Here is a 20,361-nt window from a genome sequence, read left to right as displayed (position 1 = left end):
AACATAACAAGCATGACAACACAGGTCCCCCCTTCCGCGCTGCTGCCGCTTAATACGGAGCAACTGGCACGCCTTCAGGCGGCCACGACTGACTTAACGCCGACCCAGCTTGCCTGGGTTTCCGGCTATTTCTGGGGCGTGCTAAACCAGCAGCCTGGTGCGGCAGCCATTGCTGCAACGCCTGCGGCTGTTCAGGCCCCAACCATTACACTTATCTCTGCCTCGCAAACCGGCAACGCTCGCCGCGTCGCTGAAGCGCTGCGTGACGATTTACTCGCCGCGAAACTGAACGTGAACCTGGTGAATGCCGGGGATTATAAATTCAAACAAATCGCGTCAGAAAAACTGCTGGTTGTCGTTGCCTCCACGCAAGGGGAAGGGGAGCCTCCGGAAGAAGCGGTGGCGCTGCATAAGTTCCTGTTCTCGAAAAAAGCACCGAAGCTTGATGGCACCGCGTTTGCTGTGCTGGGGCTGGGCGATACCTCGTATGAGTTCTTTTGCCAGGCAGGGAAAGATTTCGACAGCAAGCTGGCGGAGCTCGGCGGCGAGCGTCTGCTTGACCGTGTAGATGCCGATGTAGAATATCAGGCTGCCGCCAGTGAATGGCGCGCTCGCGTGGTTGATGTACTGAAATCTCGCGCGCCTGTCGCAGCACCTTCGCAATCCTTCGCCACGGGCGCAGTGAATGAAATCTGCACCAGCCCATACAGCAAAGAAGCGCCGCTAACGGCAAGCTTGTCCGTTAACCAGAAAATCACCAGCCGTGATTCAGAAAAAGACGTTCGTCATATCGAAATTGATTTAGGCGACTCTGGCCTGCGTTATCAGCCGGGCGATGCGCTGGGTGTTTGGTATCAGAACGATCCGGCACTGGTGAAAGAACTTGTCGAACTGCTGTGGCTGAAAGGCGATGAATCTGTCACCGTTGACGGCAAAACCCTGCCGCTGGCTGAAGCTTTGCAGTGGAATTTTGAACTAACGGTTAACACCGCCAACATCGTTGAGAACTACGCCACGCTTACCCGCAGCGAAACGCTGCTGCCGCTGGTGGGCGATAAAGCGAAGTTACAGCATTACGCCGCGACCACGCCGATTGTCGATATGGTGCGTTTCTCCCCGGCGCAGCTTGATGCTGAAACGTTGATCACCCTGCTACGCCCGCTGACGCCGCGCCTCTATTCCATCGCTTCATCGCAGGCGGAAGCGGAAAGCGAAGTGCATGTCACCGTTGGCGTGGTGCGTTACGACATTGAAGGCCGCGCCCGTGCGGGTGGTGCCTCCAGCTTCCTTGCGGACCGCGTGGAAGAAGAGGGAGAGGTCCGCGTCTTTATCGAACATAACGACAACTTCCGCCTGCCAGCAAACCCGGAAACCCCGGTGATTATGATTGGTCCTGGCACCGGTATCGCGCCATTCCGCGCCTTTATGCAGCAACGCGCCGCCGACGAAGCGCCGGGTAAAAACTGGCTGTTCTTTGGCAATCCGCACTTTACCGAAGACTTCCTGTATCAGGTGGAGTGGCAGCGTTACGTGAAAGAGGGCGTATTGAACCGTATCGATCTCGCCTGGTCGCGCGATCAAAAAGAAAAAATTTACGTACAAGACAAACTGCGCGAACAGGGCGCAGAGGTGTGGCGCTGGATCAATGACGGTGCCCACATTTATGTCTGTGGCGACGCCAATCGAATGGCGAAAGACGTTGAACAGGCACTTCTGGAAGTGATTGCCGAATTTGGTGGCATGGACACCGAAACGGCGGATGAATTTTTAAGTGAGCTGCGCGTAGAGCGCCGTTATCAGCGAGATGTCTACTAATGAGCGAAAAACATCCAGGGCCTTTAGTGGTCGAAGGTAAACTGGCAGACGCCGAGCGCATGAAGCTTGAGAGCAACTACCTGCGCGGCACGATTGCTGAAGATTTAAACGATGGCCTGACCGGCGGGTTTAAGGGCGATAACTTCCTGCTGATCCGTTTCCACGGCATGTATCAGCAGGATGACCGCGACATTCGCGCGGAACGTGCTGAACAGAAGCTGGAACCGCGTCATGCGATGCTGCTGCGCTGCCGTCTGCCAGGTGGGGTGATCACCACTAAACAGTGGCAGGCAATTGATAAATTCGCCGCTGATAACACGATTTACGGCAGCATCCGTCTGACCAACCGCCAGACGTTCCAGTTTCACGGCATTCTGAAGAAGAACGTCAAACCGGTGCACCAGATGCTGCACTCGGTCGGTCTTGATGCGTTGGCGACCGCCAACGATATGAACCGTAACGTGTTGTGCACCTCGAACCCGTATGAGTCGCAGCTGCACGCAGAAGCGTACGAGTGGGCGAAGAAAATCTCAGAACATCTGCTGCCGCGTACTCGCGCGTATGCGGAGATCTGGCTCGATCAAGAGAAAGTCGCCACCACCGATGAAGAACCGATCCTCGGCCAGACCTATCTGCCGCGTAAGTTCAAAACCACGGTAGTGATCCCGCCGCAGAACGATATCGATCTGCACGCCAACGACATGAACTTCGTGGCGATAGCGGAAAACGGTAAACTGGTGGGCTTCAACCTGCTGGTGGGCGGTGGGCTTTCCATCGAGCACGGTAACAAGAAAACCTACGCCCGCACCGCGAGCGAATTTGGTTATCTGCCGCTGGAGCATACCCTGGCGGTAGCGGAAGCGGTGGTTACCACCCAGCGCGATTGGGGTAATCGTACCGACCGTAAAAACGCCAAAACCAAATACACGCTCGAGCGTGTGGGTGTTGAGACGTTTAAAGCGGAAGTTGAACGTCGCGCGGGGATCAAATTTGAACCGATCCGTCCGTATGAGTTCACCGGACGTGGCGATCGTATCGGTTGGGTAAAAGGGATCGACGACAAATGGCATCTGACGCTGTTTATCGAAAATGGTCGTATCCTTGATTATCCGGGGCGGCCGCTGAAAACCGGTCTGCTGGAGATCGCGAAGATCCACAAAGGCGATTTCCGCATTACCGCGAACCAGAACCTGATCATTGCCGGTGTACCGGAAAGCCAGAAAGCGAAGATCGAGAAAATTGCGCAGGCGAGCGGCCTGATGAATGTTGTCACCCCGCAGCGTGAAAACTCAATGGCCTGCGTCTCGTTCCCAACTTGCCCGCTGGCGATGGCCGAAGCTGAGCGTTTCCTGCCGTCGTTCGTCGACAAGGTGGAAGCGGTGATGGCGACGCATGGTGTCAGCGATGAGCACATCGTCCTGCGCGTGACGGGCTGCCCGAACGGCTGTGGCCGCGCGATGCTGGCAGAGATCGGCTTGATCGGTAAAGCGCCGGGTCGCTACAACCTGCACCTTGGCGGTAACCGCATGGGAACGCGTATCCCGCGTATGTACAAAGAAAACATCACTGATACCGAAATTCTTGCGGTGATTGATGAGCTGGTAGGGCGCTGGGCGAAAGAGCGTGAAGCGGGTGAAGGCTTCGGCGACTTTACGGTGCGTGCGGGCATCATTCGCCCGGTACTCGACCCGGCGCGCGATTTGTGGGATTAACTTGAATTGCCGCTCCTGCCCGGTTTTGTAGGCCTGATAAGCGAAGCGCCATCAGGCACTGTGGCATCTTTTGCCGGATGCGGCGTAAACGCCTTATTCGGCCTACTTAACCCGCAAGGCAAACAGTGAGGAACTTATGTCCAAACTCGATCTAAACGCCCTGAACGAACTGCCAAAGGTAGACCGCATTCTGGCGCTGGCCCAAACCAACGCCGAGCTTGAAAAACTGGACGCTGAAGGCCGCGTCGCCTGGGCGCTGGAAAATCTGCCCGGTGAATATGTGCTTTCTTCCAGCTTCGGCATTCAGGCGGCGGTGAGCCTGCATCTGGTGAATCAGATCCGTCCGGATATTCCGGTGATCCTCACCGATACGGGTTATTTGTTCCCGGAAACCTACCGTTTTATCGATGAGTTAACGGACAAACTCAAGCTCAACCTGAAAGTGTACCGCGCCACCGAGAGCGCCGCCTGGCAGGAAGCGCGCTACGGCAAACTGTGGGAGCAGGGTGTCGAAGGTATTGAGAAGTACAACGATATCAACAAAGTCGAACCGATGAACCGGGCGCTGAAAGAACTGAACGCACAAACCTGGTTTGCTGGCCTGCGCCGCGAACAATCCGGTAGCCGCGCAACATTGCCGGTACTGGCGGTTCAGCGGGGTGTATTTAAGGTGTTGCCGATTATCGACTGGGATAACCGGACGATATATCAGTACCTGCAAAAACATGGTCTGAAATATCACCCGCTATGGGATGAAGGATATTTATCCGTCGGTGATACCCATACAACCCGTAAATGGGAACCCGGCATGGCGGAAGAAGAAACGCGTTTCTTTGGCTTAAAAAGGGAATGTGGGCTGCACGAAGGGTAAAACATCGTGCCGCTTAATAAACGCCTCTGTCTGAAAAGATGGGGGCGTTTTTATTTTGCGAGCCGCATTCCTGCTTTTAAACGTGAATATAGCAGGGGGAATCAACAGGCATAGAATGGCGTCGGGTGCTTGAGGCTGTCTGGCGTTGAGCATTCGCGAGGTTCCAGATGGACAAAAGCCCCAGGCGATATTTCTATCAACCTGAGGCCAGCGTCCGAACCTAAGCAATTCGGATGTTAGTCTCTTCTTTGCAGGGAGGCAAGACATGCTAACAAAATATGCCCTTGTGGCAATCATAGTGCTGTGTTTTACAGTACTGGGATTCACGCTGATGGTAGGCGACTCGTTGTGTGAGTTGAGTATCAGAGAGCGTGGTATGGAGTTTAAGGCTGTTCTCGCTTACGAATCGAAGAAGTAGCCATCACGCGGGGGTAAAACCCCGCGTATTGGATTGTGATGGTTTGGTCTTCGGCACCCTTTTAACCTAAACCTTCCCCGCCTTCGCCAGTTCCGCAACCAGCGGCATCATCACCTTCACTACATCGCGGCTGCGGCGCTCAATTCTGCCCGGTAGGGCTTTATCGAGATACTGCTGATTATCCAGCCGCGCATCGTGCCAGCTGTTTCCTTCCGGGAAGCTGCGCGTTTTTGCCCGCTGTTGATAACCATCTTTCTTCCCTAACGACCAGTTCGTGGCTTCGACAGACAACACGGGAATACCTGCGTTATCAAACACCTCAGCATCATTACAGCAACCGGTACCTTTTGGATAATCAGGATTCAAACCTGGGTTGGTAAAGGCAGAAATACCATGGCTGCGCGCAATTGCCAGCGCGCGGTCACGCGTGAGTTTTCGTACCGACGCCGGGGTTTTAACGCCGCTGTTGAAATAGAGCTTATCGCCGACGACCAGATTATCGAGGTTGATAACCAGCAGCGTATTTTTCTTCTCGGCGGCGCTCATGCGTTTGAGCAGATTCTCCGCGCCCAGCTTGCCTTCTTCCTCGCCGCTGGTGGCGACGAAGCGAATGCCGTACTCCGTCGGCACGTCTTTCAAACGCTCTGCCAGCTCAAGCATCACGCCCAGCCCCATCGCGTTATCATCAATACCCTGAAGCGTCAGCCCGCCGAGATTATTTTCGACATCGCCATCGTTTTGCGGCGCGTAGGTGTCCAGATGCGCCATCACAATAATCTGCTGCTGCGATTTACCTTCATGCGCCGCGATAACGGTGCTGCCAATCACGTTATGCCAGTTCTGGCGGTTATTTTTGGCGGTGTAGATATAGCGGCTGTGGAACGTGCGGATATCGCTTTGATAACCCATTTTGGCAAACTGCTGACGCAAATAATCTGCCGACAGCATCTCTGCCGGTGTGCCGGTAATACGGCCAGGGAAATAGGTTGCGATATAGCGAGCCTGGGTGTTTGCGATAGAACCGGGCGACGTCGTTGTCGCCAGTGCCGGGAAGGCAGAGCATACGCCAAGCGCCAGCGCAAAGAGGCGGCGACGCAGTGCGGAAGACATAGGGAAATCCTTTAAACAATGCAAAAAATTAGACGCAGCCAGTATGAAACCGAGGCGGTAATTACACAATTTCATTTCTTCTTAAATGCCCAAAAAAGAGGGTGTTAAGCACTTTTTGATATTTGCTTTTTCAGGCTGTTATTCCTTTGAGGAACTACTCATTCCATTTCGTAATTTCATTTGCACTAAGGGGCACCCTATAGTCCCACTATGACTGATTGTTAGTGAGTTGTAACTCTGTGGATTATCTGCCCCTTTTTGCCGCTGTGAAAGACCGCACTGCCCTGGTTGTGGGCGGCGATGACACCGCTGCTCGTAAGATTGCGTTTTTGCTTCGTGCGGGCGCTAACGTTCAGGTCGTGAGCGAAACGCTGTGTGACGAATTGGCGGCTCTGGTGGCGGATAACAAGATTGCATGGCTGGCAGACTCTTTTCAGGAAACACAGCTCGATAGCGTTTTCCTGGTGATTGCCGCCACTGAAGATAGCGTACTCAATCAGCGTATTTATGACGCGGCAAATGCCCGCCAGCGGCTGGTGAATGTGGTGGATAGCCCGTCGCAGTGTTCCTTTATTTTCCCATCGATTGTCGACAGGTCGCCGCTGCTGGTGGCGATTTCATCCGGCGGCACCGCGCCGGTACTGGCACGCATCCTGCGCGAAAAAATTGAAGCTCTACTGCCAACGCGCTTAGGCCTGCTGGCCGAAGCGGCCAGTTACTGGCGTCATGCGATTAAAACGCACCTGAAAACCACCGCCGAGCGCCGTCGATTCTGGGAACGCGTGTTCCGTGGCCGTATTGCCAACATGTTGCTTGCCGGCAATCAGCAGGCGGCGGAAGCGGCATTACAGGATGAACTGGCTCAGCCGCAGCGGCGCGTGGGCGAGATTATTCTGGTGGGCGCAGGACCGGGTGATGCCGGGCTGCTGACGCTGCGCGGGCTTCAGGTCATTCAGCAGGCGGATATCGTTTTCTACGATCACCTGGTGAGCGACGCAGTGCGAGAACTGGTGCGTCGTGATGCAGAACTTATCTGCGTGGGTAAACGCGCGGGAACGCATGCCGTAGCCCAGCATGACACCAATCGTCTGCTAATCGAAGCGGCGCGTGAAGGCAAAAACGTGGTGCGCCTTAAAGGCGGTGACCCGTTTATTTTCGGGCGCGGCGGCGAAGAACTTCAGGCGGCAGCAGAAGCGGGAATTCCCTTCCAGGTCGTCCCTGGCGTGACGGCAGCCGCAGGTGCAACAGCCTATGCTGGCATACCGCTCACCCACCGCGATTACGCGCAAAGCGTCACTTTCGTCACCGGGCACTACAAAGCGGACAGCACGCCCTTTGACTGGAAACAGCTGGCGCAAAGCCGTCAGACGCTGGCGATTTACATGGGCACCATGAAAGCGGCGGAGATTAGCCAACAACTGATTCAACACGGACGCGATAGCGAAACGCCGGTGGCGGTAATTTCGCGCGGTACGCGTGCGGACCAACAGATAAAAACAGGCACCCTGCAACAACTCGAAAACCTGGCGAAAGAGGCCCCCATGCCAGCACTGCTGGTGGTCGGCGAAGTGGTGGAACTGCATCACCAGCTCGCCTGGTTTCAACACACAACAGACTCAGAAAATTTCGATTCTTCTGTAGTGAATCTGGCTTAAGGAACGGTTATGGACCAAAAACGACTCACTCACCTGCGGCAACTGGAGGCGGAAAGCATCCATATCATCCGTGAGGTGGCCGCCGAATTCGCCAACCCGGTCATGATGTATTCGATCGGCAAGGACTCCAGCGTGATGCTGCACCTGGCGCGTAAAGCGTTCTATCCGGGAACCCTGCCGTTCCCGCTGCTGCACGTGGATACCGGCTGGAAATTCCGTGAGATGTACGAGTTCCGCGACCGCACTGCAAAAGCCTATGGCTGTGAGCTGCTGGTGCATAAAAACCCGGAAGGCGTGGCGATGGGGATCAACCCATTTGTGCACGGCAGCGCCAAACACACCGACATCATGAAAACTGAAGGCCTGAAACAGGCGCTGAATAAATACGGTTTTGATGCCGCGTTCGGCGGGGCGCGTCGTGATGAAGAGAAGTCGCGCGCTAAAGAGCGTATCTACTCCTTCCGCGACCGTTTCCACCGCTGGGACCCGAAAAACCAGCGCCCGGAGCTGTGGCACAACTACAACGGCCAGATCAACAAGGGTGAAAGCATCCGCGTCTTCCCGCTCTCCAACTGGACCGAGCTGGATATCTGGCAATACATCTATCTGGAAAATATCGAAATTGTACCGCTGTATCTGGCGGCAGAGCGCCCGGTGCTGGAGCGCGACGGTATGCTGATGATGATCGATGACGATCGCATCGATTTACAGCCGGGCGAGGTTATCAAAAAACGTATGGTGCGCTTCCGTACCCTCGGCTGCTGGCCGCTGACCGGCGCAGTGGAATCCGATGCGCAGACGCTACCGGAAATCATCGAAGAGATGCTGGTTTCGACCACCAGTGAGCGTCAGGGCCGCGTGATTGACCGCGACCAGGCAGGCTCGATGGAGCTTAAAAAACGTCAGGGTTATTTCTAAGGAGCCGCCATGAACAGTTCAATTGCACAACAAATTGCGGATGAAGGCGGCGTTGAAGCGTATCTGCACGCCCAGCAACACAAAAGCCTGCTGCGTTTTCTGACCTGCGGCAGCGTGGATGACGGCAAAAGTACGCTGATTGGCCGTTTGCTGCACGATACCCGTCAGATTTATGAAGATCAGCTCTCTTCGCTGCACAATGACAGTAAACGTCACGGTACGCAGGGTGAGCGCCTGGATCTGGCGCTGCTGGTGGATGGCCTTCAGGCTGAACGCGAGCAGGGCATTACCATTGATGTGGCGTATCGCTATTTTTCTACTGAGAAGCGCAAATTTATCATCGCCGATACCCCTGGGCACGAGCAGTACACCCGTAACATGGCGACCGGCGCGTCCACCTGCGATCTGGCGATCCTGCTGATCGACGCGCGTAAAGGCGTGCTCGATCAAACCCGCCGCCACAGTTTTATCTCCACGCTGCTGGGGATCAAACACCTGATCGTCGCGGTCAACAAAATGGATCTGGTTGAATTCAGCGAAGAGAAGTTTGAGCAGATCCGTCAGGACTATCTGACCTTTGCCGAACAATTGCCTGGCAACCTTGATATTCGCTTCGTGCCGCTATCGGCACTGGAAGGGGATAACGTTGCCAGTCAGAGCGAAAAAATGCCGTGGTACAGCGGCCCGACGCTGCTGGAAGTGCTGGAAACCGTGCAGATTCAACGCGTGGTCGACACCCAGCCGATGCGCTTCCCGGTGCAGTACGTGAACCGTCCGAACCTCGATTTCCGTGGGTTCTCCGGCACGCTGGCTTCTGGGCATGTTCAGGTTGGGCAACGCATTAAAGTGCTGCCGTCAGGCGTGGAATCCTCCATCGCGCGCATCGTCACTTTCGATGGCGATTTGCAGGAAGCCTTTGCCGGCGAAGCCGTGACGCTGGTGCTGAAGGACGAAATCGACATCAGCCGTGGCGACCTGCTGCTGGATGCCAGCGAAAGGCTGCCTGCCGTACAGAGTGCATCTGTGGATGTGGTATGGATGGCGGAACAGCCGCTGGCGGCAGGCCAGAGCTATGACATAAAAATCGCAGGCAAGAAAACCCGCGCCCGCGTGGACGGTATTCAGTATCAGGTGGATATTAATAACCTGACGCAGCGTGACGTTGATAACCTGCCGCTGAACGGCATCGGCCTGGTGGATCTGACCTTTGATGAACCGCTGGTGCTGGATAAATATCAGCAAAACCCGGTTACCGGCGGCCTGATCTTTATCGACCGTCTGACCAACGTCACGGTGGGCGCAGGCATGGTGCGTGAACCGAATACGGCCCCGACGGCAGTGGCATCGGAATTCAGTGCCTTCGAGCTGGAACTCAACGCGCTGGTGCGTAAACACTTCCCACACTGGGGCGCGCGTGACCTGCTGGGAGGCAAGTGATGGCGGTGCATGACGAAAACGTCGTCTGGCACGCTCATCCGGTCACTGCGCAACAGCGTGAGCAACTCCACGGTCATCGTGGGGTTGTGCTGTGGTTTACCGGGCTCTCGGGTTCGGGGAAATCGACTGTTGCCGGGGCGCTGGAAGAGGCGCTGCATAAACTGGGCGTCAGCACTTATCTGCTGGATGGCGATAACGTGCGTCACGGTTTGTGCAGCGATCTCGGCTTTAGTGATGACGATCGCAAAGAGAATATCCGTCGGGTGGGCGAAGTGGCTAACCTGATGGTCGATGCCGGGCTGGTGGTTTTAACGGCGTTTATCTCTCCGCATCGCGCTGAGCGCCAGATGGTGCGTGAGCGAGTGGGGGAAGGGCGCTTTATCGAGGTGTTCGTCGATACGCCGCTTGATACCTGCGAGGCTCGCGATCCCAAAGGGTTATACAAGAAAGCACGTGCCGGAGAACTGCGCAATTTCACCGGTATTGATTCAGTCTATGAATCCCCTGAACGTCCTGAAATCTACCTCGATGGTGAACAATTGGTAACAAATTTAGTGGACCAAATGTTAGACCTGCTGAGACAGGACGATATCATCAGATCCTGAGAGAGTGCCGGGCGTATCGTTGCCCGGCCTGACAGGATTAACTATGCGCAATACTCAAAACATCAGCCTGACGCGTTCAGAGTCCATCCCCCCGCCCGATGACGAAACCACCTGGTCTTTGTCAGGCGCAACCGTGGGTTTCGTTGCCTGGCTGATTGCATTGGGTATTCCCTACCTTTGGTATGGCAATAACACCCTGTTTTTCTTCCTCTATACCTGGCCTTTCTTCCTTGCGCTGATGCCCGTTGCTGTGGTGATTGGCGTGGCAATCCACTCGCTGGTGAACAGCAAATTGCGCTACAGTATTATCGCAACGTTGCTTACCGTCGCCGCGTTGTGCGGTCTATTATTTCTATGGTTGATGGGCTAAGCCTGACGTTTTTTGTGAAAATCCGCACAATCGCCCGACAACGAGACATAAGTATCGGCAGGCAAAATGTGATACATTGCCCGCGTGACGCGGTATCGTCCGCAGCCGGCGTAGAGTACGACGGCAAGTTTTGGGATGATGATGCCGTTTTTCAGGGGGCAGGATGGGTAAATTAACGCTGCTATTACTGGCTTTGCTGGTGTGGTTGCAGTATTCGCTGTGGTTCGGCAAAAATGGTCTGCATGACTTTAGCCGGGTCCGTGATGACGTGTCAGTACAAGAGGCGACTAACGCCAAATTAAAAGCGCGCAACGATCAGCTTTTCGCCGAAATTGATGACCTTAACGGCGGCCAGGAAGCTATCGAAGAACGCGCACGCAATGAACTCAGCATGACGAAACCGGGTGAAACCTTCTACCGTCTGGTGCCGGATGCGTCGAAACGCAATCAGAGTTCAGGGCAAACAAACCGATAAACAGAATAAGCCCAGGATTAACACATGGCAGCAACTTTTCCGGGCGTTTGCGCCGTGGTTCCGGCGGCCGGATTTGGTCGCCGCATGCAAACGGACTGCCCGAAACAATATCTCTCAATCGGTAACAAAACGATTCTCGAACATTCGGTGGATGCGCTGCTGGCAAATGCGCGCGTCCAGCGGGTGATCATCGCTGTCTCTCCCGGAGACGAGCGTTTCAGCCAACTCTCTCTGGCACAGCATCCGCAAATTACCGTCGTTGACGGCGGCGCCGAACGTGCCGACTCCGTGCTGGCGGGCCTGAAAGCCGCTGGCAATGCAGAGTGGGTGCTGGTGCACGATGCCGCGCGCCCTTGTTTACATCAGGATGACCTGGCGCGTCTGCTGGCGCTGTGCGCAACCAGCCGCGTCGGCGGTATTCTGGCCGCGCCGGTACGCGATACCATGAAACGCGCGGAGCCCGGCAAACCTGCGATTGCCCATACGGTTGACCGCAACGATCTGTGGCACGCCCTGACACCGCAGTTTTTCCCCCGCGAATTACTCTTCGATTGCCTGACCCGGGCGCTCAACGAAGGCGCAACCATCACCGATGAAGCATCGGCGCTGGAATATTGTGGTTTTCATCCGGCGCTGGTTGCCGGACGCGCTGATAATATTAAAGTGACACGCCCGGAAGATCTGGCGCTGGCAGAATTTTACCTCACCCGATCGGGACACCAGGAGAAAGCATAATGCGAATTGGACACGGTTTTGATGTACACGCGTTTGGCGGCGAAGGGCCGATTATTATCGGCGGCGTGCGCATCCCTTACGAGAAAGGGCTGCTCGCCCACTCTGACGGCGACGTCGCGCTCCATGCGCTGACCGATGCCCTGCTTGGCGCAGCGGCATTGGGCGATATTGGGAAACTCTTCCCGGACACCGACCCGGCGTTCAAAGGTGCAGACAGCCGCGCGCTGCTGCGTGAGGCCTGGAAACGCGTGCAGGCAAAGGGCTACACCCTGAGCAACGTCGATGTCACCATCATCGCGCAGGCGCCGAAAATGCTGCCGCACATCCCGCAAATGCGTGTCTTTATCGCTGAAGATCTTGGCTGCCATATGGATGACGTTAACGTAAAAGCGACCACCACTGAAAAACTCGGTTTTACCGGGCGCGGTGAAGGCATCGCCTGCGAAGCGGTCGCTCTGTTGTATAAGGCAAACAAATGATTGCATTCGATGACCTGACTTACCTGCACGGTAAGCCGCAGGGACACGGGCTGCTGAAAGCCAACCCGGAAGATTTCCTGGTGGTGGAAGACTTAGGGTTTGAGCCCGACGGCGAAGGCGAACACGTTCTGGTGCGCATCCTGAAAAATGGCTGCAATACCCGTTTCGTGGCTGACGCGCTGGCGAAATTCCTGAAGATTCACGCTCGCGAAGTGAGCTTTGCCGGGCAGAAAGACAAACACGCGGTCACCGAGCAGTGGCTCTGCGCACGCGTGCCGGGCAAAGAGATGCCCGATTTAAGTAAGTTCGAGCTGGAAGGCTGCCAGGTGCTGGAGTATGCGCGACATAAGCGTAAACTGCGTTTAGGCGCGCTGAAAGGCAATCAGTTCACGATTATTCTGCGCGAAGTCAGTCACCGCGAGGATGTCGACACGCGCCTGCAGGCGATTAACGCCCAGGGTGTGCCGAACTATTTTGGCGCTCAGCGTTTTGGTATTGGCGGCAGTAATCTACAGGGTGCGCTGCGCTGGGCCGAAAGCGGTGCGCCGGTGCGCGATCGCAATAAACGCAGTTTTTGGTTGTCGGCAGCGCGCAGTGCGTTGTTTAATCAGCTGGCGAGCGCGCGCTTACAGAAACCGGAATTTAATCAAGTTGTTGATGGCGATGCGCTACAATTAGCGGGACGCGGCAGCTGGTTTGTCGCCACGCCTGAAGAAATGCCCGAACTGCAAACGCGTGTGGATGCACGCGAATTGATGATCACCGCGTCAATGCCGGGTAGCGGCGACTGGGGAACCCAGCGTGAAGCGCTCGCATTTGAACAACTTCAGCTTGCAGAAGAAACTGCGCTCCAGTCGTTGCTGGTGCGCGAAAAAGTAGAGGCCGCGCGGCGCGCGATGCTGCTCTATCCACAACAGCTTGAGTGGAACTGGTGGGACGACGTAACCGTAGAGTTGCGTTTCTGGCTCCCGGCGGGCAGTTTTGCGACCAGCGTGGTAAGGGAACTTATCAATACAACAGGTGAATATGCGAATATTGCTGAGTAACGATGACGGGATCCACGCGCCAGGCATACAGGCACTGGCCAGAGCCTTACGGGAATTTGCCGAGGTTCAGGTAGTTGCACCCGATCGTAACCGCAGTGGCGCATCAAACTCGCTGACGCTGGAATCTTCTCTTCGTACTTTTACGTTTGAAAACGGCGATATCGCCGTGCAGATGGGCACGCCGACGGACTGTGTCTATCTCGGCGTCAATGCCCTGATGCGCCCACGTCCTGATATCGTCGTGTCGGGTATTAATGCCGGACCGAATTTGGGCGATGACGTTATCTATTCTGGCACCGTCGCGGCAGCGATGGAGGGGCGTCACCTCGGTTTTCCGGCACTGGCGGTTTCGCTGAACGGCACGCAGCATTACGACACGGCGGCGGCGGTCACCTGTACGTTGCTGCGCGCGCTGGCGCGTGAACCGCTGCGCACCGGGCGTATTCTCAACGTCAACGTGCCGGACTTACCGCTCGATCAAATCAAAGGCATTCGCGTTACCCGTTGCGGCAGCCGTCATCCGGCGGATAAAGTGATTCCGCAGCAGGATCCACGCGGCAATACGCTCTACTGGATTGGCCCACCGGGCGAAAAACAGGACGCTGGCCCGGATACGGATTTTGCCGCGGTTGACGCCGGGTATGTTTCCGTCACCCCGTTGCATGTCGATTTAACCGCGCACAGCGCCCGTGAAGTCGTAGGCAGTTGGCTGGAACAGGCGGGAGTGGATACGCAATGGTAAGCGGACGCGTACTGGCGCTTCTGGAACAACTTCGCACGCAGGGCATTCGTGATGAGCGGGTGCTCGATGCCATTGCCCGCGTTCCACGCGAAAAATTTGTTGATGAAGCGTTTGAACATAAAGCCTGGGAAAACGTCGCTTTACCGATAGGGCAGGGGCAAACTATTTCTCAGCCTTATATGGTTGCGCGGATGACTGAACTGCTGGAGCTGACGCCGGAATCGCGGGTGCTGGAAATTGGCACCGGCTCCGGGTATCAGACCGCGATTCTGGCGCATCTGGTGCAGCGCGTGTGTTCGGTTGAACGCATTAAAAGTTTGCAATGGCACGCAAGACGTCGCCTGAAGCAGCTTGATTTGCATAATATCTCTACTCGCCATGGCGATGGCTGGCAGGGTTGGCAGGCGCGTGCGCCTTTCGACGCCATTATCGTCACGGCCGCACCGCCGGAAATTCCGGTGGCGCTAATGTCGCAGCTGGATGAAGGCGGCATTCTCGTTTTACCCGTGGGCGATGAACATCAGTTTTTAAAACGCGTTCATCGACGGGGAGGCGAATTCATTATTGATACCGTGGAAGCCGTGCGTTTTGTTCCTTTAGTCAAAGGAGAGCTGGCCTGAGACCCGGATTTTTCTTAGGTTTTTCGGCACAATTCAGCGTATCGTGGGGAGACTTTGTAAGAGTCCACGATGGACGCGACACGGTTATTAAAACACTGGCAGTTAACACTATTCCTGGGGGATAAATGAGCGCGGGAAGCCCAAAAATCACCGTACGCCGTGTTGCGGCATTATCATTGGTTTCACTCTGGCTGGCAGGCTGTACGTCTTCGGACAATCCGCCTGCGCCGGTAACCTCTGTTAACGGAAACACCTCCAGCAGCACCAATTCCGGCATGCTCATCACGCCGCAGCAGAAAGCGGGCGCAACGGCGCAAAACAGCGTGCCAGCCACGCCGCAAATCCAACCGGTGCAGCCGGTTCAAACTCAGCCGACGCAGATTCAGCCGGTCACTCAGCAGCCTGTTGCCCAGCAACCGGTGCAAATGCAGAACGGTCATATCGTCTATAACCGTAAATACGGCGATATTCCGAAAGGCAGTTACGCGGGCGGCAGCACTTATACCGTCAAGCATGGCGACACGCTTTTCTATATCGCATGGGTCACCGGTAACGACTTCCGCGACCTGGCGCAGCGCAACAATGTCGCCGCGCCTTACGCGCTGAATGTTGGCCAGGTGCTGCAAGTTGGGAACGCGTCCGGCCAGCCGATCACCGGCAATAATCCGGTTGCAATGGCCAGCACGCAAGCGGCAACCACTTCTCAGACGGCGGTCGCAAAACCTGCACAAAATTCAACCGTGGCTGTTGCGTCGCAACCAACAATTACGTATTCTGAGGATTCAGGTGAACAAAGTGCTAACAAGATGTTGCCTAATAACAAGCCTGCGACGACAGTCACAGCGCCTGTAACAGCACCGGTTGCGAGCTCTTCCGTACCCAATGCCAGCAGTACGACAACCAGCGCGCCAATTTCGTCCTGGCGCTGGCCAACTGACGGCAAAATCATCGAAGGCTTTGGCGGCTCCGAAGGAGGCAACAAAGGCATCGATATCGCAGGTAGCAAAGGACAGGCTATCACCGCGACCGCGGATGGTCGCGTTGTGTATGCCGGTAATGCGCTGCGAGGTTACGGTAACTTAATTATCATCAAACATAACGATGATTACCTGAGCGCCTACGCCCATAACGACACAATGCTGGTCCGGGAACAACAAGAGGTCAAGGCGGGGCAAAAAATAGCTACCATGGGTAGCACCGGAACCAGTTCGACACGCTTGCATTTTGAAATTCGTTACAAGGGGAAATCCGTAAACCCGCTGCAGTATTTGCCGCAGCGATAATTCGGCAGAGTACTAAGCACGGAGTCATTCAGGCGGTGTAAATGCGCCGTCTGAAGATGAAGTGATAAGGTGCTTTGCCTGGGGATCACGGGTAGGAGCCACCTTATGAGTCAGAATACGCTGAAAGTTCATGATTTAAATGAAGACGCGGAATTTGATGAGAACGGAGCAGAGGTTTTCGATGAGAAAGCCTTAGTAGAAGAGGAACCCAGTGATAACGACCTGGCTGAGGAAGAGCTGTTATCGCAGGGTGCCACACAGCGTGTGCTGGACGCGACTCAGCTTTACCTTGGAGAGATCGGTTATTCTCCACTGTTAACAGCCGAAGAAGAAGTCTATTTTGCACGTCGTGCATTGCGTGGAGACGTCGCCTCCCGTCGCAGGATGATCGAGAGTAACCTGCGTCTGGTGGTAAAAATTGCTCGCCGTTATGGCAATCGTGGTCTGGCATTGCTGGATCTTATCGAAGAGGGCAATTTGGGGCTGATCCGCGCCGTTGAGAAGTTTGACCCGGAACGCGGGTTCCGCTTTTCAACCTACGCGACCTGGTGGATCCGCCAGACGATTGAACGGGCGATTATGAACCAAACCCGTACCATTCGTTTGCCGATTCACATCGTCAAAGAGCTGAACGTCTATCTGCGTACGGCGCGTGAGTTGTCCCATAAACTGGACCACGAGCCAAGTGCGGAAGAGATAGCCGAGCAACTGGACAAACCGGTTGATGACGTAAGCCGTATGCTGCGTCTCAACGAGCGCATTACCTCAGTTGACACGCCGTTGGGCGGAGATTCTGAAAAAGCGCTGCTGGACATCCTGGCCGATGAAAAAGAAAACGGCCCGGAAGACACCACGCAGGACGATGACATGAAACAGAGCATCGTCAAATGGCTGTTCGAACTGAACGCTAAACAGCGTGAAGTGCTGGCACGCCGTTTCGGTTTACTGGGGTATGAAGCTGCAACGCTTGAAGATGTGGGCCGCGAAATTGGCCTGACTCGTGAACGCGTTCGTCAGATTCAGGTTGAAGGTCTGCGTCGTCTGCGTGAAATTTTGCAGACGCAGGGGCTGAATATCGAAGCGCTGTTCCGCGAGTAAGTGAACATTCGTCAAAAAGGCCAGTCGAGAGACTGGCCTTTTTCTTTTTTGGGGGCGGTCATTCACCCCATCATCTTCCTCACCAGCCGCGTGAACTGTTCGCGCTCTTCCTTACTTAATCGGCCCAAAAACTCCTCATCCACGGCGTTGCCGACGGTTTTTTTTGCGTTCAATAACGCTTCGCCTTCCTCGGTGAGAAAAACAAATCGGCGGCGTTTATCGGCCGGATCGTGCTCGCGTCGCACCAGATTGCGGCTCTCCATGCGGCTCAACATCTCAGCAAGCGTCGCCTTAGTGCTGACCGCGACCTCCGTCAGTTCAACCTGCTCAATGCCCGGATGCTCAGCGATAGAGCGCATCACGGCGTACTGGGGCTTGGTCAGCTCCGGCAATTCTTGCTGCCAGCGCGCGGTGTGTTGCTGAAAGAGCTGGCGCAGCAGGTGGAATGCTTCGTTTCTTAACTCCATGAAAACCCCATCGTAAAAAACTTTCTCTCATGATAGCCGCTACGCGCCGCTTTTTTAATCCTTCATTTTTTAGCTCTGAGTGCGATCGTATACGAACAATATTGTATGAAAGGACATTCTGACGTAGGTTATATAAAACGTTCGTACACGAACAAATATTGAGGTGATGAATGAGACTGATTGTGGGTATGACCGGCGCGACGGGCGCACCGCTTGGCGTCGCACTGCTTCAGGCGTTGCGTGATATGCCAGACGTTGAAACGCACCTGGTGATGTCGAAGTGGGCGAAAACCACCATCGAACTGGAAACCCCCTATAGCGCGCGCGATGTCGCCGCGTTAGCGGATTTCAGCCATAGCCCGGCGGACCAGGCAGCGACTATCTCCTCAGGCTCGTTTCAGACTGACGGCATGATTGTGATCCCTTGCAGCATGAAAACCCTGGCGGGGATCCGCGCCGGATACGCCGACAGCCTGGTAGGGCGCGCGGCAGATGTGGTGCTCAAAGAGGGCCGCAAGCTGGTACTGGTGCCGCGTGAAATGCCGCTCAGCACCATTCACCTGGAAAATATGCTCGCGCTTTCCCGCATGGGCGTGGCGATGGTGCCGCCCATGCCTGCTTTCTATAACCACCCGGAAACGGTGGGCGACATCGTCGATCACATCGTCACCCGCGTGCTGGACCAATTCGGCCTGAAGTATGACAAGGCCCGCCGCTGGAAGGGGCTTCCGTCGGCACACTCATTTTCACAGGAGAATGCATAATGGCTTTTGATGATTTACGCAGCTTTTTACAGGCGCTCGACGACCAGGGGCAATTGCTGAAAATCAGCGAAGAGGTGAACGCCGAGCCAGATCTGGCCGCTGCGGCCAACGCCACCGGGCGTATTGGCGACGGCGCGCCCGCGCTGTGGTTTGATAATATTCGCGGCTTTACCGATGCGCGCGTGGCGATGAACACCATCGGTTCCTGGCAGAACCACGCGATTTCCCTCGGCCTGCCGCCGAATACGCCGGTCAAAAAGCAGATTGATGAGTTTATCCGCCGCTGGGATAACTTCCCGATTGCCCCGGAGCGCCGCGCTAATCCAGCGTGGGCACAGAACACCGTCGATGGCGACGAGATTAACCTGTTCGATATCCTGCCGCTGTTTCGTTTAAACGATGGCGATGGCGGTTTCTATCTCGATAAAGCCTGCGTGGTTTCCCGCGATCCGCTCGACCCGGATAACTTCGGCAAGCAGAACGTCGGCATCTACCGTATGGAAGTGAAGGGCAAACGTAAGCTCGGCCTGCAACCGGTGCCGATGCACGATATCGCTCTGCATCTGCATAAAGCGGAAGAACGCGGTGAAGATCTGCCGATTGCGATCACCCTCGGTAACGATCCGATCATCACGCTAATGGGGGCCACCCCGCTGAAATACGATCAGTCTGAATATGAAATGGCGGGCGCACTGCGCGAAAGCCCATACCCGATCGCTACCGCCCCGCTGACCGGTTTTGATGTGCCGTGGGGCTCGGAAGTGATCCTCGAAGGCGTTATCGAAAGCCGCAAACGTGAAATTGAAGGGCCGTTCGGTGAGTTTACCGGCCACTACTCCGGCGGGCGCAATATGACCGTGGTGCGCATCGATAAAGTCTCTTACCGCAGCAAACCGATTTTTGAATCGCTGTACCTCGGCATGCCGTGGACCGAAATCGACTACCTGATGGGGCCTGCCACCTGCGTGCCGCTGTATCAGCAACTGAAAGCCGAGTTCCCGGAAGTGCAGGCGGTGAACGCCATGTACACCCATGGCCTGCTGGCGATAATCTCCACCAAAAAACGCTACGGCGGCTTTGCCCGCGCGGTGGGCCTGCGTGCGATGACCACGCCGCACGGTCTGGGCTACGTAAAGATGGTGATTATGGTCGATGAAGACGTTGACCCGTTCAACCTGCCGCAGGTGATGTGGGCGCTCTCCTCTAAAGTGAACCCGGCAGGGGATTTGGTGCAGTTGCCGAATATGTCCGTGCTGGAACTCGACCCTGGCTCTAGCCCGGCGGGGATCACCGACAAGCTGATTATCGACGCCACCACGCCTGTCGCCCCGGACAACCGTGGTCACTACAGCCAGCCGGTGGTGGACTTACCGGAAACCAAAGCCTGGGCTGAAAAACTGACCGCTATGCTGGCCGCACGTCAATAAGGAGAAGAAGATGATTTGTCCACGTTGTGCCGATGAACAGATTGAAGTGATGGCGAAATCGCCGGTGAAAGATGTCTGGACGGTCTACCAGTGCCAGCATTGCCTTTATACCTGGCGCGATACCGAACCGCTACGCCGCACCAGTCGCGAACATTACCCGGAAGCGTTTCGTATGACGCAGAAAGATATTGATGACGCGCCAATGGTGCCGAGCATCCCGCCGCTGCTGGCGGAAGATAAGCGTTAAGCACACAATGCCGGGTGGCGGCTACGCCTTACCCGGCCTTGTATCTTGAACTGGTAGCTGATTAGCT

General features: G+C 55.6%; 22 protein-coding genes. 20 read left to right on the top strand and 2 right to left on the bottom strand.

The annotated features are described in order from the left end of the window. The first annotated feature begins 12 nt into the window (after positions 1 to 12). The 4 genes from cysJ (at position 13) to AC1MKH_RS19550 (ending at position 4,816) form a co-directional block, all read left to right on the top strand. Entirely contained in the window at positions 13 to 1,815 is a 1,803-nt protein-coding gene (cysJ, locus tag AC1MKH_RS19565) for an NADPH-dependent assimilatory sulfite reductase flavoprotein subunit (RefSeq protein ID WP_276224011.1), read from the top strand. Continuing rightward, a complete protein-coding gene (cysI, locus tag AC1MKH_RS19560; RefSeq protein WP_276224013.1) occupies positions 1,815 to 3,527 on the top strand; it encodes an assimilatory sulfite reductase (NADPH) hemoprotein subunit in 1,713 nt (570 codons plus the stop codon). Before cysJ ends, cysI begins: the two co-directional genes overlap by 1 nt. 136 nt (positions 3,528 to 3,663) lie before the next feature. Beyond that, a complete protein-coding gene (gene cysH / locus AC1MKH_RS19555; RefSeq protein ID WP_276224015.1) occupies positions 3,664 to 4,398 on the top strand; it encodes a phosphoadenosine phosphosulfate reductase in 735 nt (244 codons plus the stop codon). Positions 4,399 to 4,663: 265 nt separating this feature from the next. Continuing rightward, entirely contained in the window at positions 4,664 to 4,816 is a 153-nt protein-coding gene (locus AC1MKH_RS19550; RefSeq protein WP_000956460.1) for a Hok/Gef family protein, read from the top strand. 66 nt (positions 4,817 to 4,882) lie between these two features. Here the strand turns inward: AC1MKH_RS19550 and AC1MKH_RS19545 are convergent, their stop codons facing one another. Then, a complete protein-coding gene (locus tag AC1MKH_RS19545) occupies positions 4,883 to 5,926 on the bottom strand; it encodes an aminopeptidase (RefSeq protein ID WP_276224020.1) in 1,044 nt (347 codons plus the stop codon). Positions 5,927 to 6,174: 248 nt separating this feature from the next. Here AC1MKH_RS19545 and cysG point away from each other — a divergent pair, with 248 nt between their 5' ends. From cysG to rpoS, 13 genes are all read left to right on the top strand, one after another. Then, positions 6,175 to 7,581 carry a siroheme synthase CysG gene (gene cysG / locus AC1MKH_RS19540; protein WP_276224047.1) on the top strand — a complete coding sequence of 469 codons (1,407 nt, stop codon included), beginning with the start codon at positions 6,175 to 6,177 and terminating at the stop codon, positions 7,579 to 7,581. Positions 7,582 to 7,590: 9 nt separating this feature from the next. Further along, complete coding sequence (gene cysD / locus AC1MKH_RS19535; protein ID WP_015963247.1) at positions 7,591 to 8,499, top strand: sulfate adenylyltransferase subunit CysD; 909 nt, start codon at positions 7,591 to 7,593, stop codon at positions 8,497 to 8,499. A gap of 9 nt (positions 8,500 to 8,508) precedes the next feature. After that, positions 8,509 to 9,936, top strand: a complete 1,428-nt coding sequence (gene cysN, locus AC1MKH_RS19530) for a sulfate adenylyltransferase subunit CysN (RefSeq protein ID WP_276224022.1) — start codon at positions 8,509 to 8,511, stop codon at positions 9,934 to 9,936. Beyond that, positions 9,936 to 10,541: an adenylyl-sulfate kinase gene (gene cysC / locus AC1MKH_RS19525; RefSeq protein ID WP_276224024.1), complete on the top strand. Its 606-nt coding sequence runs from the start codon at positions 9,936 to 9,938 to the stop codon at positions 10,539 to 10,541. Before cysN ends, cysC begins: the two co-directional genes overlap by 1 nt. Before the next feature lie 43 nt (positions 10,542 to 10,584). Then, positions 10,585 to 10,911 carry a DUF3561 family protein gene (locus AC1MKH_RS19520; RefSeq protein WP_015963250.1) on the top strand — a complete coding sequence of 109 codons (327 nt, stop codon included), beginning with the start codon at positions 10,585 to 10,587 and terminating at the stop codon, positions 10,909 to 10,911. A gap of 163 nt (positions 10,912 to 11,074) precedes the next feature. Then, positions 11,075 to 11,386: a cell division protein FtsB gene (ftsB, locus tag AC1MKH_RS19515; protein WP_015963251.1), complete on the top strand. Its 312-nt coding sequence runs from the start codon at positions 11,075 to 11,077 to the stop codon at positions 11,384 to 11,386. Positions 11,387 to 11,410: 24 nt separating this feature from the next. Then, positions 11,411 to 12,121, top strand: coding sequence for a 2-C-methyl-D-erythritol 4-phosphate cytidylyltransferase (gene ispD, locus AC1MKH_RS19510; protein ID WP_327622012.1), 711 nt, complete (start codon positions 11,411 to 11,413; stop codon positions 12,119 to 12,121). After that, positions 12,121 to 12,600: a 2-C-methyl-D-erythritol 2,4-cyclodiphosphate synthase gene (gene ispF, locus AC1MKH_RS19505; RefSeq protein WP_015963253.1), complete on the top strand. Its 480-nt coding sequence runs from the start codon at positions 12,121 to 12,123 to the stop codon at positions 12,598 to 12,600. Before ispD ends, ispF begins: the two co-directional genes overlap by 1 nt. After that, positions 12,597 to 13,646, top strand: coding sequence for a tRNA pseudouridine(13) synthase TruD (gene truD, locus AC1MKH_RS19500; protein WP_231826391.1), 1,050 nt, complete (start codon positions 12,597 to 12,599; stop codon positions 13,644 to 13,646). The genes ispF and truD overlap by 4 nt, the downstream gene beginning before the upstream one ends. Then, positions 13,627 to 14,388 carry a 5'/3'-nucleotidase SurE gene (gene surE / locus AC1MKH_RS19495; protein ID WP_015963255.1) on the top strand — a complete coding sequence of 254 codons (762 nt, stop codon included), beginning with the start codon at positions 13,627 to 13,629 and terminating at the stop codon, positions 14,386 to 14,388. Before truD ends, surE begins: the two co-directional genes overlap by 20 nt. Further along, positions 14,382 to 15,008, top strand: a complete 627-nt coding sequence (locus AC1MKH_RS19490) for a protein-L-isoaspartate(D-aspartate) O-methyltransferase (RefSeq protein ID WP_015963256.1) — start codon at positions 14,382 to 14,384, stop codon at positions 15,006 to 15,008. The genes surE and AC1MKH_RS19490 overlap by 7 nt, the downstream gene beginning before the upstream one ends. A 125-nt stretch (positions 15,009 to 15,133) precedes the next feature. Further along, on the top strand, positions 15,134 to 16,291 hold the full coding sequence (nlpD, locus tag AC1MKH_RS19485) for a murein hydrolase activator NlpD (protein WP_276224034.1): 1,158 nt from the start codon (positions 15,134 to 15,136) through the stop codon (positions 16,289 to 16,291). A 105-nt stretch (positions 16,292 to 16,396) separates the two neighbouring features. Continuing rightward, positions 16,397 to 17,389, top strand: coding sequence for an RNA polymerase sigma factor RpoS (gene rpoS / locus AC1MKH_RS19480; RefSeq protein WP_015963258.1), 993 nt, complete (start codon positions 16,397 to 16,399; stop codon positions 17,387 to 17,389). A 62-nt stretch (positions 17,390 to 17,451) separates the two neighbouring features. Here rpoS and AC1MKH_RS19475 read toward each other — a convergent pair whose 3' ends face one another. Next, positions 17,452 to 17,856 (bottom strand): MarR family winged helix-turn-helix transcriptional regulator, encoded by a 405-nt coding sequence (locus tag AC1MKH_RS19475; RefSeq protein WP_276224038.1) that lies wholly within the window; start codon positions 17,854 to 17,856, stop codon positions 17,452 to 17,454. A gap of 170 nt (positions 17,857 to 18,026) precedes the next feature. Here AC1MKH_RS19475 and AC1MKH_RS19470 point away from each other — a divergent pair, with 170 nt between their 5' ends. The 3 genes from AC1MKH_RS19470 to AC1MKH_RS19460 are packed head-to-tail and all read left to right on the top strand — an operon-like array spanning position 18,027 to position 20,294. Next, positions 18,027 to 18,620, top strand: a complete 594-nt coding sequence (locus tag AC1MKH_RS19470; protein WP_276224039.1) for a non-oxidative hydroxyarylic acid decarboxylases subunit B — start codon at positions 18,027 to 18,029, stop codon at positions 18,618 to 18,620. Beyond that, positions 18,620 to 20,047, top strand: a complete 1,428-nt coding sequence (locus tag AC1MKH_RS19465; protein ID WP_276224041.1) for a non-oxidative hydroxyarylic acid decarboxylases subunit C — start codon at positions 18,620 to 18,622, stop codon at positions 20,045 to 20,047. The genes AC1MKH_RS19470 and AC1MKH_RS19465 overlap by 1 nt, the downstream gene beginning before the upstream one ends. 10 nt (positions 20,048 to 20,057) lie before the next feature. Continuing rightward, a complete protein-coding gene (locus AC1MKH_RS19460) occupies positions 20,058 to 20,294 on the top strand; it encodes a non-oxidative hydroxyarylic acid decarboxylases subunit D (protein WP_015963262.1) in 237 nt (78 codons plus the stop codon). Positions 20,295 to 20,361 lie beyond the last annotated feature (67 nt).

It is taken from the genome of Pseudocitrobacter sp. CD920760 (assembly GCF_057782505.1).
Note: the sequence above shows the minus strand (reverse complement) of the source record. Positions and strands in the feature narration are given on the sequence as shown.